We start from the raw sequence: 11,758 nt of genomic DNA on the forward strand, positions 1-11,758 counted from the left end.
CCGCGTTTGCCCTGCTGTGCAGGGAGGGCCGTTCTTCAGCCGCGGGCCGACTGTGGCTGGTCGCGCAGTTCCCCGCGCCCCTTACGGGGCTCAGTGCTCTACGCCGTCCTCCAGTTTGGAGCCCTTCAAGAGGAACCACGCCGCCACCGCGGTGGCGAGAAGCACCCCCGCACCCACCCCCGCGGCCAGCCGCAGGCCGTCGACGAAGGCTTCCTGGGCCGATGCGAGGAGGGCCTGGGACTCGTGGGCCGGGAGGCCCGCCGTCGACTCCACGGCGCCGCCGAGGGATTCGTGCGCGGCCGATGCCACGTCGGGCGGGGTGCCCGCCGGGGCGGTGAAGCCGCGATAGACGCCGGTCACGATGGAGCCGAGCAGGGCGATGCCGAGTGCCGCGCCCAGTTCGTACGCCGTCTCGGAGACCGCGGACGCGGCACCCGCCTGCTCCTTGGGCACGCTGGAGAGGATGACGTCGGCGGTCACCGTGAACGAGAAGCCCGCACCGATGCCGACCACCAGGAGCGAGGCCCCCAGGAGCGGATAGCCGGTGCTCTGGCTCAGCGTGGTGAGCGCGGCGAGGGCGAGTCCCACCGCGGCGAGTCCACCGGCGACCACCGCGCGCACGGAGAACCGCCGCGCGACCACGCCCGCGATCAGACCGGCCGCCACCGCTCCCACCGCGGCGGGAAGTTCGGCAAGGCCCGCCTCGAACGGTCGCCGTCCCTGAACCAGTTGCAGGAACTGGGAGAGGAAGAAGACCAGGCCCGAGAGTCCGAGCACCGTGAGGAGGTCGGCGAGCACCGCCCCGGAGAACCCCCGGTTGCGGAAGAGACGCATGTCCAGGAGGGGCGCCGTAAGGGTGAGCTGGCGTCGTACGAACCAGGTGAGCGCGGCCACGCCGAGCACGCCCGCCGCTCCGACGTCCCAGCGGATGCCGTGCGCCGCCGCCTCCTTGATGGCGTACACGACGGCGATCATGCCGATGAGCGAGAGCACGACGCTGATCAGGTCCCACGGACCCGGCGCCGGGTTCTTCGACTCGGGAAGGAACTTGATGCCGACGACGACCAGGACCGCCATCACCGGCAGGTTGATCAGGAAGACCGAGCCCCACCAGAAGTGTTCGAGCAGGAATCCGCCGACGACAGGACCGACGGCGGCGCCTGCCGAGGCCATCGCGCCCCAGATGCCGACCGCGAGGCTGCGCTCGCGCGGGTCGTGGAAGATGTTCCGGATCAGCGCGAGCGTGGACGGCATCAGCGTCGCACCCGCGACACCGAGCAGCGCCCGGGCCAGCATGAGGAGTTCGGGCGTGGTCGCGTAGGCGTTGAGGACCGAGACACCGCCGAAGGCGACGGCTCCGATCAGCAGGAGCTTCTTGCGGCCGATGCGGTCACCGAGGCTGCCCATGGAGACGAGCAGACCGGCGATGACGAACGAGTACACGTCGCCGATCCACAGCAGCTGTGTGCCGGTCGGCTTGAGATCCTCGCTGATGTACGGCGTGGCCAGGCCGAGCACCGTCGCGTCCACGGCGACGAGCAGCACGGCAAGGACAAGGACGGCGAGCGCGAGCCAGCGGCCGGGGCTGCGCTCGACCTCCGTCGACGCCGCCCGCTGTTCGATGCTGGTCATGGTTCCACTCTCCGTTGTGCTCCGCCGATCAGCAGCTCGGCGATCATGTGTGTGAAGTCCTTGGCGGCCACGCGGCCGTCGAGGACGGCCCAGGCGCCCGCGCCGATGAGCCCGTACAGCGCCTCCGTGAGCCAGACGGGGCTCAGGTCGATGCGGAATTCGCCGCTCTCCTGGCCGCGCCTGAAGAGCGCGCCGATGCTGTCGTCGAGCCGGGACCAGCCCTCGTGCTGCGCGTCGTCCTCGAAGAGCTGGTTCTCGGTGACGAGGAACGCGAGAAGCCCCGCGGCCGGCTGGATCTCCTTCACCAGGCGGCGCAGCGCCTCCTCGGCGCTGTCGTCGCCGAGCCTGGCCGCGTCGAGTGCGGCCTCGCACTCCTGGATGCCGAGCTCTTCCAGGGCCCGTACGAGAGCGTCGCGCCCGGCGAAGTGGCGGTGCAGCGTGGCCCGGCTGATCCCCGCCGCGCGCGCCACCTCGTCCATCGTGGCGGACCCTTTGCGGGTGAGGAGCGCCGCGGCGCTGCGCAGCACCTGGTCTCGATCGACTGACATGAGACAACGATAGGCCATGTGAGACATATTTGTCTCACGAGATACGCGCGCCTCTCACCAGGGGTCACCCCAGAGGTTCGGTCAGTGCCAGGGCAGCTGCCCGCGCCGCTCCCAGTACGCGACCGGCTCCTCGGCGAGCCCCGCGAGGCGCTCCAGCTGCTCCGCGTCGAGGTCGACGGCCGTCGCGTGCAGGTTCGATACGAGCTGGACCGAGGTGGCGGCGCCGGAGAGGACCACGCCCGCCCACGGCTGGCGAAGGACAAGGGCGAGGGCGATCGCGTCGCTGCCGAACCCGGTCGCCCCGGCGATCTCGCGCAGGGCGGCGGGGGCGTGCGGATCGGCGAGGCGGCCGTTGGCCATGGCCTCCTTGACAAGGACGGTGAGTCCGGCCTCATGGGCCTCGGCGAGGGCGGGGCCCGCCGAGGTCTCCAGGGCGTTGTACGTGGCCTGGACGGTACGGAAGAGCGGCTCGCCGTCGAAGGTCACGGCGAGGGCGGCGCGGATCGTGGCCGCCTGCTCCGGGCCGCTGACGGAGAGCCCGACGCTCACGCCTCCGGCCGCCAGCCCGGCCAGCTCGGCGTGCAGTTCCTTGTCGGTGAGGGCGGGGCTCTGCGGCGTCACCGAGTGGATCTGGTAGAGGTCGAGCCGGTCGCCGAGCAGCTGGGCGCTCTCCTCGCACTGACGGACGTACGCGGCGAGGCTGTGGTCCTTGACCTCGTGCGGGGGCGCGGCGTCGGCGTTCCAGGCGGCCGTGTACGTATAGCCCCACTTGCTGCCGATCACGACGTCACGGATGTCGGGCCTCGCGTTCAGCCAGTCGGCGAGGAACTCCTCCGAGCGGCCGTAGGAGCGCGCCACGTCGATGTACCGCACGCCGAGGGCGTAGGCGGCGTCGAGGAGTTCGAGGGTGCGCTCGCGCAGGGCCTCGACGCTGCGTGAAGGCGGCAGGTCGGCGTCACGGCCGAGCGTGATGTAGCCGGGCCTGCCGACGGCGGCGAGGCCGAACCCGATGTGGGCGGTGGGGGTGGTCGCTGCGGCCAGGCGCGAGAAAGGCATCGCGGGCTCCGTTTCGGTCGGCTCCTTCGGCTTCTTGCGGAAGAACGACCAACGTAACCCGCGATGCCCACGTCAACGCGGCACGCGCTGCCCCGGCGTCACTTACGCGCCGCGGCCCACTCCTGCTGGACCGTCAGATCGGCCTTGACCTCGGCGAGCTGGGCGGCGACGGCCGAGGGTGCGGTGCCGCCGCGGCCGTCGCGGGACGCCAGCGCGCCGGGGACGTTCAGGACGGTCCTGACCTCGGGGGTGAGGTGCTCGGAGATCTTGGCGAACTGCTCGTCCGTGAGCTCGTCGAGCTCGATGCCGTGCGCCTCGCACTCCTTGACGCAGCTGCCCGCGACCTCGTGCGCGACACGGAACGGCACGCCCTGCTTGACCAGCCACTCGGCGATGTCCGTGGCAAGCGAGAACCCGGCCGGGGCCAGCTCCGCCATGCGCTCGCGGTGCACGGTGAGCGTCGCCATCATGCCGGTGAACGCGGGGAGCAGGACCTCCAGCTGGTCGCAGGAGTCGAAGACCGGCTCCTTGTCCTCCTGGAGGTCGCGGTTGTACGCGAGCGGGAGCGCCTTCAGCGTCGCCATCAGGCCCGTCAGATTGCCGATGAGCCGCCCCGACTTGCCGCGCGCCAGCTCGGCGATGTCCGGGTTCTTCTTCTGCGGCATGATCGACGAGCCGGTCGAGAAGGCGTCGTGGAGGGTGACGAAGGAGAACTCCTTCGTGTTCCAGATGATGATCTCCTCGGCGATCCGGGAGAGGTTCACGCCGATCATCGCGGTGATGAAGGCGAACTCCGCCGCGAAGTCCCGCGACGCGGTCCCGTCGATGGAGTTGGCCACCGAGCCGTGCTCGAAGCCGAGGTCAGCGGCGACGGCCTGCGGGTCGAGGCCCAGGCTGCTGCCGGCGAGCGCGCCCGAGCCGTACGGCGAGACGGCCGTCCGCTCGTCCCACTGCCGCAGGCGCTCGGCGTCCCGGGAGAGGGACTGGACGTGCGCGAGGACGTGGTGCGCGAAGAGCACGGGCTGGGCGTGCTGGAGGTGCGTACGCCCCGGCATCGCGACGTCCGGGTGCGCCTCGGCGAGGCCGACGAGCGCGCCCTGGAGGTCGGCGATCAGGCCGCCGATGATCCGGGCGTGGTCCCGCAGGTACATCCGGAAGAGCGTGGCCACCTGGTCGTTGCGCGAGCGGCCCGCGCGCAGCTTGCCGCCCAGGTCGGGGCCGATCCGCTCGAGGAGGCCGCGCTCCAGGGCGGTGTGCACGTCCTCGTCGGCGATGGTGCCGACGATCGCGCCCGATGCCACATCGGCTTCGAGCGTGTCGAGCCCGGCCAGCATGCGGGTCAGCTCGTCATCGGTGAGCAGCCCCGCCTTGTGGAGCACGCGCGCGTGGGCGCGGGAACCGGCGATGTCGTACGGCGCGAGGCGCCAGTCGAAGTGGACCGATGCCGACAGCTTGGCAAGGGCCTCTGCCGGACCGTCCGCGAACCGGCCGCCCCAGAGCCGGACGTCACCGCCGTTGTTGCTGCTCACTTCACGTGCTCCTCACCCTGCACCCTGCATTCACCGTCATGCATGAGTATGCAGTGCTCCGTATGTTTCGTCAATCCGGCCACGGTCCGACCCGGTCGCAGCACGAGATGCCACATCAAGTCGTTAGACAGGCGAAGGATTTCTGACGATAATCCTTAGACATGGGAAAGACTTACGAACGCATAGACGGCAGACTCCGCTCGTTCATCGAGGCCCAGCCCCTCTTCTTCACCGCGACCGCGCCCCTCTCCGGCGACGGCACGGTCAATCTCTCCCCCAAAGGTCTCACCGGGTCGTTCGCCGTCGTCGACGAACACACCGTGGCCTACCTGGACTTCGCGGGCAGCACATCGGAGACGGTCGCGCACCTGCGCGAGAACGGCCGCATCACGCTGATGTGGTGCGCCTTCCAGGGCCCGCCGAACATCGTTCGGGTGCACGGCCGCGGCGAGCCCGTCTTCCGCGACGACCCGCGCTGGGCCGAACTGCTCGGGCACTTCCCCGGCATCGACCCGACCCCGCACGGCCTGCGCGCGATCATCGTCGTGACGGCCGAACTCGTCCGTGACAGCTGCGGATACGCGGTCCCCTTCATGTCGTACGACGAGGACCGCGACCTGCACGGCAGGCGCTTCGCGCGCGAGGACGACGCGTCGCTGAGCGAGTACTTCGCCAAGAAGGACCACATCGCACAGAGCATCGACGGCCTGCCCGGGCTGCCGTTGCCCCTGCCTCCCACTACCGTCTGAGCCATGCGCCCCCGTGCCGCCGCCCTCGCGTCCGCAGCCGCCCTCCTCCTCGCCGTCACCGGCACGCTCGGCGCCGCGCCCGGCGCGGAGACCCCGCTGCCGGACCGCATGGCCGACACCGGCGGCGGCACCCAGCTCATCACCGCGCAGGCCGCGCGCACCGGCTCCACCACCGGCACGGTCACCTGGTGGGACCGGCGCGGCGGGCGGTGGGCGAAGTCCGGCTCGGCGGCGGCTCGGTTCGGCGCGAAGGGACTGACGGAGGGCGGCTCCCGCAAACAGGGGACGAACACGACACCCACCGGGCTCTTCCGCCTCCCGTACGCCTTCGGTATCGCGGCGAAGCCCTCCGGTACGGACTACTCCTACCGCCGCGTCACGAAGAACTCCTGGTGGTGCCAGGACAACAAGTCCCGTTCCTACAACCGCTGGACCCAGCCCCGCCCCGGCGACTGTCGCGCCGCCGAGTCCGAGCACCTCATCACGTACGACCCCCAGTACGCGCACGCCCTGGTGATCGGCTTCAACTACGACCGCCCGGTGCGGGGGCGAGGCGCCGGGATCTTCCTGCACGTCAACGGGCGTGGGGCGACGGCGGGCTGCGTGTCCGTGCCGCGCAAGGCGATGGGGTGGATCCTGCGGTGGGCCGAGCAGGGGCGGCGGCCGCACATGGCGATCGGGACGGAGTCGGGGCCCACCGCCATCACGCGGTACTGAGCCGCCCCGTCCGGAGAAGCTCGGTGTAGCGACCACATATCGAGACGGGGTTGCGCCCGCGCGGCACGGCGGCGTTGCATCGCCGGGTGCAAACCGAACAGACGACCCCCAGTTCAACGGAGAGCGGCGACAAGGCGGCCCGCCTCGCCGTCACGGTCTTCCCCGTCCTCGTGCTCGCCGCGGGCGCGCTCGGCCTGCTTGCGCCGGACGCCTTCAAGGACTGGGGCACGAACGTCCCGTACCTCCTGGGTCTCGTGATGTTCTGCATGGGGCTCACCATGACCCCGCTCGACTTCCAGGGCGTCATCAAGCGGCCCTGGGCCGTCGCGCTCGGTCTGGTCGCGCACTACGTGATCATGCCGGGGCTCGGCTGGCTGATCGCTCACGCGCTCGGGCTCTCGCCCCAGCTCGCGGCCGGTGTGATCCTCGTCGGCTGCGCGCCGAGCGGGACCGCGTCCAACGTCGTGACCTATCTGGCGCGCGGCGACGTGGCCCTGTCCGTGTCGGTGGCCACCGTCTCGACTGTTCTCGCGCCGCTCATCACGCCGCCGCTCACGCTGCTCCTCGCGGGCGAGTACCTGCCCGTGGACGCGGGATCGATGGTCACGGACATCCTCAAGACCGTGCTGCTTCCCGTTCTCGCCGGTCTCGTCGTGCGCCTGCTGTTCGGGCGCTACATCAAGCGGGTCCTCAGCGCCCTGCCGTGGCTGTCCGCCCTGACCATCGCGGTCATCGTGGCCGTTGTGGTCGCGGGCAGCGCGGCGGCCATCAAGTCCGCCGCCCTCCTGGTGTTCGTCGCCGTCGTGCTGCACAACGGCCTCGGCCTTGCGCTCGGCTACGGCGCGGGCAAGCTGGCCCGTCTCGGCCCGCCCGCCTCGCGCGCCATGGCCTTCGAGGTCGGCATGCAGAACTCGGGGCTCGCGGCGTCGCTCGCCACGGCCCACTTCAGCCCGCTCGCCGCACTGCCTGCCGCTGTGTTCTCCGTGTGGCACAACGTCTCGGGGGCCTTGGTCGCCGCCTGGATGTCCCACCGGGCGCGGCGCGCCGAGAAGCAGGACGTGCAGGCCTGACGAGGCCCCTGACTGCGGCATCCCCAGCAGCCGCAAACGTTCACTCAAACGTTCACTGAGCAAATAATCTGCCGGAAACCGTAGACGGGACGGATCAGCTCCGCTTACCTTCTAGACATGCCTGGACAGGTTCATAAACATCATCGCGTCGCGCACGTACTGGCCGACGAGATCCGCGCCGGGGTCCACGCCGACGGCAGCCGCCTCCCCGGCGAGCACGCCCTTCGGGAGCGGTTCGGGGTCAGCCGCACCACCGTGCGTCAGGCGCTGAGCGTGCTCGGCGAGCAAGGCCTCATCGAGACGCACGCGGGCATCGGTTCGCTCGTCACCTTCGACGGCACCCCGCTCGACCAGCAGCTCGGCTGGACCCGGGCCCTCGCCGACCAGGGCACCGAGCTCTCCACGGACACCCTCCGCTTCGAGCGGATCGCCGACCCGGAGCTCGCCGCCGAACTCGGCCTGGCGGAACCGCACTTCATCGCCCTCGACCGCGTCAGGCGACTGTCCGACGGCGGCGGCGTCTCGCTGGAACGCAGCCGCGTCCCTGCCGTGCCCGCCCTCGCCGACCTGCCCGAGCGCGGCCTCGAAGGCGGCTCCCTGAACCGGACCCTGCTCGCCGCAGGACATGTCGCCGCGTCGAGCGACGCCCACATCACGGTCTCCGGCCTCGGCGAGAAGGACGCGGGGCTGCTTCACCGCTCCCCGGGCGAACCGTTCATCCGGCTCGCCCAGGTCTTCCGCGATGCCGATGGGGAGGTCGTGGAGCAGGTCACAAGCCTGCTCGACCCGTCCCGGTTCCAACTGCACGTACGTACCGGCCGAGGAGCCCACTGATGACCACAGCACCCCCCGCCCTTCTCGACCGCGCGCTCGGCGCCTTCTACGGACTCGCACTCGGCGACGCCCTGGGCATGCCGACCCAGATCATGTCCCGCGAGGACGTCGTACGGGTCTACGGCACCGTCACCGGATTCGAAGCCTCCCGGTCCGACAACCCCGTGAGCGCGGGCATGCCGGCCGGTGCCGTCACCGACGACACCGACCAGGCGGTCATCGTGGCGCGGCTGCTCGTCGAGGGCGGCGGGCACATCGACCCGCTGCGGTTCGCCGGCGCACTCCTGTCCTGGGAGCGGGAGATGAAGGCCAAGGGCTCCTTCGACCTGCTCGGCCCGTCCACCAAGGCCGCCCTGGACGCCGTCGCGGGCGGCACCGACCCCAAGGAGGCGGGCAGGTACGGCACCACCAATGGCGCCGCGATGCGCGTCACCCCGGTCGGTATCGCGTTCGCCGCCGATCCGCTGCCGGAATTCCTCGACCGGGTCGTGGAGTCCTGCCAGGTCACCCACGACACGAACGTCGGCATCGCGGGCGCGGCGGCCGTCGCGGCGGCGGTGAGCACAGGCGTCGCGGGCGGCACGCTCGACGAGGTCTTCCAGGCCGCGATCACGGCGGCCGAGGCCGGAGCCCGGCGCGGCAACTGGATCGCCGGAGCCGACATCTCCGCCCGGATCGCCTGGGCCCGCGAGCTGGTGGGCGGCCTGGACGAGGCCACGGCCCTGGACCGCATCGTCGCGCTGATCGGCACCAGCGTCGCCAGCCAGGAGTCGGTGCCCGCCGCGTTCGCCGTGCTCGCCCTGACCGGCGGGGACCCCTGGCGCAGCACACTGCTCGCCGCGAACCTCGGCGGCGACAGCGACACGATCGGCGCGATCGCGGGTGCGGTCGCCGGTTCGGTGCACGGCCTCTCCGGCCTGCCCGCCGACGCCGTACGCACCCTTCGCACGGTCAACAACCTCGAACTTGAGCCGCTGACGGCCCAGTTGCTCACCCACCGCTGATTCTCCGCGGTATCTCCGCTCTCGTACGACTCCCCCGTCCCCGCCCCACGTATCGCGCAAGGAGGTCCCGTCATGGACGCTTCGACGAAGAACGTCTCGGTCGGCACCGTAGAGACCCGAGGGATCGAGCCGGTCCCCGACAGTGAGCGTCATGGCCACGCGGGCCAGATGTTCTGGACCTGGTTCGCCGCCAACATCTCGATCCTGGGGCTGCCGCTCGGCGCGACGCTCGTCGCCTTTCGCGGACTGAACATCTGGCAGGCCGCGCTGGTCGCGATCGTCGGCGCGTTCGGCTCGTTCGCGCTGGTGGGAGCGTTGAGCCTGGCGGGCAAGAGGGGCGGCGCGCCCGCCCTCACGCTCTCCCGCGCGGTGTTCGGGCAGCGCGGCAACGCGGGCCCGACGCTGATCTCCTGGCTGAGCAGGGTCGGCTGGGAAACGATCACGACGACCACGGCGGCGTACGCGCTGCTCGCCCTCCTCGGAGTGGCCTTCGGCGTCGACCAGAACTCCTTCCTGACCGTCCTGTGCCTGCTGGTGTTCATCGCCTGCACGCTGCTGATCAGCGGCCTCGGCCACGCCACGATCATGTGGATCAACAAGTGGGCGACGGTCCTGTTCGGTGTCCTGAACCTGATCGTGATGGGCTTCCTGGTCGCGACCGTCGACTGGTCGAAGGTCCTCGAAACCCCGGCGGGGCCGAGCAGCGGCGTCATCGCGGGCATCGGCTTCATCGCCGCGGGCACGGGCATCGGCTGGGCCAACGCCGGTGCGGACTACGCCCGTTACCTCCCCCGCGCGATCCCGGGGCGCCGTCTGGTCACCGCGTCGGCCTTCGGCGCGGGCATCCCGCTCGTCCTGCTCATCTCGCTGGGTTCGCTGCTCACGGCGGGCGACCCCTCGCTCGCCACCTCATCCGACCCGGTCTCCGCGATCAATGCGATGCTGCCGTCCTGGATGGCGATCCCGTACCTGATCGCGGCCTTCGGCGGCCTGCTGATGTCGAACCACCTGTCGACGTACTCCGCGGGCCTCACCATGATCACGCTGGGTCTGCGGGTGTCGCGGGCCTGGGCCGTGGTCATCGACATCGTGCTGATGTTCCTCGGCGGCATCTACTTCATGCTGATCGCGGACGACTTCTACGGCCCGTTCTCCACCTTCCTGACGCTGCTCGCCGTGCCGATCTCCGCCTGGATCGGGGTGATCGCGGTCGACATGATGCGGGGCCGCGACTACGACTCGGACGCCCTGATGAACACCTCACGGACCAGCGGCTACTGGTACACCGGCGGATTCCGTCTGCCCGCCGTGCTCGCCTGGGTGGCGGCGATCGTGTCGGGGCTCCTCTTCACGACCGCGGGAACCGGCGCGGACGACGTGTGGTTCTCCGGGCCGCTCGCCGACACCTGGCCCGGCGTCAACGGACTTGGCTGGGCGGTCTCGATAGCGGTGGGCGCGGCGGTGTACGCCGTCTTCGGCGGACGCGGTCCGACGACAACCGCTGCTTCTTCCCCCGCACTTGAGGAGTCCGTCCGATGAGCACGCCCGAGTCCGGCCCCCGCCTCGTCCTCGCGGGGAACGTCATCGCCGACCTCGTCATCGAGGTCCCTGCGCTGCCCGAGCGCGGCGGCGACATGATCGGCTCCCGTACGGAGCTGTACGCGGGCGGCGGCTTCAACGCGCTGACGGCGGCGCGACGCCTTGGTGCCGACGCGGTGTACGCGGGCCTTCACGGGACCGGGCCCTACGGGGATCTCGTCCGCCGTTCCCTCGCCGACGAGGGCATCGCGACCCTGCATCCGGTGCGTACGGACGGGGACACGGGGTTCTGCGTGGCCCTTGTCGATGCCGGAGGCGAGCGGACGTTCGTGACCAGCTTCGGCGTGGACGCGCGGATGACGGCGGCGGAGACCGCCGCCCTCGCGGGGGCGCTGCGGCCCGGCGACACGGTGCAGCTGTCCGGGTACAGCCTCGTGATGGAGGTCAACGGCCCGCTGCTCTCCGCCTTCGCGGCGGCGCTGCCTGCCGATGTCCGCGTCTGCTTCGACCCGGGGCCGTTGGTCGCCGACATCCCCGCGGACATCCTCGACCCGGTTCTCGCCCGGACCGACTGGCTGAGCTGCAATGCCCGCGAGGCCCGCCTGATGACGGGCCTCTCTCTTCCGCAGGAGGCGGCTGCCGCCCTGCGGGGGCGGCTCGCGCCGGGGGCGGGGGTGCTTGTACGGGCCGACAAGGACGGGTGCTGGCTGGCTGCGCCGGGCTCGGGCGATGTCGTGCACGTGCCCGGCTTCGCCGTCGACGCGGTGGACAGCAATGGCGCCGGGGACGCCCATGTGGGGGCGTTCCTCGCCCTGTTGGGGCGGGGTCTCGATCCCCTGACCGCCGCGCGCGGCGCGAACGCGGCTGCGGCTTACGCGGTGACGCGGCGGGGGCCTGCTACGGCGCCGGGGCTTGCGGAGCTGGTGGCGTTTCTTGGGGATGATCCGCTGGGTGGGGCGCTGGGGTAAGGGCGGGTTTCCTTTCCCCGATCCCGCCCCTACCCGAATCCCCCGGCTCCGCCGAGTTCGTCCTCAATCGCCGGACAGGCCGAAATCTTTCAGCCGTCCGGCGATTGAGGAC

The 11,758-nt window shown here is 71.0% G+C and carries 11 protein-coding genes; 7 read left to right on the plus strand and 4 right to left on the minus strand.

Going from position 1 to position 11,758, the window contains the following annotated elements; genetic code table 11:
- Window positions 1-90 precede the first annotated feature (90 nt).
- The 4 genes from ACFQ7F_RS42670 to argH form a co-directional block, all read right to left on the minus strand.
- A complete protein-coding gene (locus tag ACFQ7F_RS42670; RefSeq protein WP_383283938.1) occupies window positions 91-1,632 on the minus strand; it encodes an MFS transporter in 1,542 nt (513 codons plus the stop codon).
- Window positions 1,629-2,180, minus strand: a complete 552-nt coding sequence (locus ACFQ7F_RS42675; protein WP_383283943.1) for a TetR/AcrR family transcriptional regulator — start codon at window positions 2,178-2,180, stop codon at window positions 1,629-1,631. The genes ACFQ7F_RS42670 and ACFQ7F_RS42675 overlap by 4 nt, the downstream gene beginning before the upstream one ends.
- Before the next feature lie 81 nt (window positions 2,181-2,261).
- Window positions 2,262-3,236, minus strand: a complete 975-nt coding sequence (locus ACFQ7F_RS42680; RefSeq protein WP_383283946.1) for an aldo/keto reductase — start codon at window positions 3,234-3,236, stop codon at window positions 2,262-2,264.
- 98 nt (window positions 3,237-3,334) lie between these two features.
- Window positions 3,335-4,765 (minus strand): argininosuccinate lyase, encoded by a 1,431-nt coding sequence (gene argH, locus ACFQ7F_RS42685; RefSeq protein WP_383283950.1) that lies wholly within the window; start codon window positions 4,763-4,765, stop codon window positions 3,335-3,337.
- Window positions 4,766-4,926: 161 nt separating this feature from the next.
- Between argH and ACFQ7F_RS42690 the strand changes: the two genes are divergently transcribed.
- The 7 genes from ACFQ7F_RS42690 to ACFQ7F_RS42720 all read left to right on the plus strand — a co-directional run bounded on the left by ACFQ7F_RS42690 (window position 4,927) and on the right by ACFQ7F_RS42720 (window position 11,646).
- The gene (locus ACFQ7F_RS42690; RefSeq protein WP_383283953.1) at window positions 4,927-5,514 is read left to right on the plus strand and encodes a pyridoxamine 5'-phosphate oxidase family protein; all 588 of its coding nucleotides are present in this window, start codon (window positions 4,927-4,929) and stop codon (window positions 5,512-5,514) included.
- 3 nt (window positions 5,515-5,517) lie between these two features.
- The gene (locus tag ACFQ7F_RS42695; RefSeq protein WP_383283957.1) at window positions 5,518-6,231 is read left to right on the plus strand and encodes a L,D-transpeptidase; all 714 of its coding nucleotides are present in this window, start codon (window positions 5,518-5,520) and stop codon (window positions 6,229-6,231) included.
- 86 nt (window positions 6,232-6,317) lie between these two features.
- Entirely contained in the window at window positions 6,318-7,301 is a 984-nt protein-coding gene (locus tag ACFQ7F_RS42700; RefSeq protein ID WP_383283962.1) for a bile acid:sodium symporter family protein, read from the plus strand.
- A gap of 117 nt (window positions 7,302-7,418) precedes the next feature.
- Window positions 7,419-8,135, plus strand: coding sequence for a GntR family transcriptional regulator (locus ACFQ7F_RS42705; RefSeq protein WP_383283965.1), 717 nt, complete (start codon window positions 7,419-7,421; stop codon window positions 8,133-8,135).
- Complete coding sequence (locus ACFQ7F_RS42710; RefSeq protein WP_383283969.1) at window positions 8,135-9,139, plus strand: ADP-ribosylglycohydrolase family protein; 1,005 nt, start codon at window positions 8,135-8,137, stop codon at window positions 9,137-9,139. Before ACFQ7F_RS42705 ends, ACFQ7F_RS42710 begins: the two co-directional genes overlap by 1 nt.
- Before the next feature lie 72 nt (window positions 9,140-9,211).
- Entirely contained in the window at window positions 9,212-10,678 is a 1,467-nt protein-coding gene (locus ACFQ7F_RS42715) for a purine-cytosine permease family protein (RefSeq protein WP_383283973.1), read from the plus strand.
- Window positions 10,675-11,646 carry a PfkB family carbohydrate kinase gene (locus ACFQ7F_RS42720; RefSeq protein ID WP_383283977.1) on the plus strand — a complete coding sequence of 324 codons (972 nt, stop codon included), beginning with the start codon at window positions 10,675-10,677 and terminating at the stop codon, window positions 11,644-11,646. Before ACFQ7F_RS42715 ends, ACFQ7F_RS42720 begins: the two co-directional genes overlap by 4 nt.
- Window positions 11,647-11,758: the final 112 nt, after the last annotated feature.

Source organism: Streptomyces sp. NPDC056486 (assembly GCF_042795295.1).
In the GTDB taxonomy this organism is placed as follows: domain Bacteria; phylum Actinomycetota; class Actinomycetes; order Streptomycetales; family Streptomycetaceae; genus Streptomyces.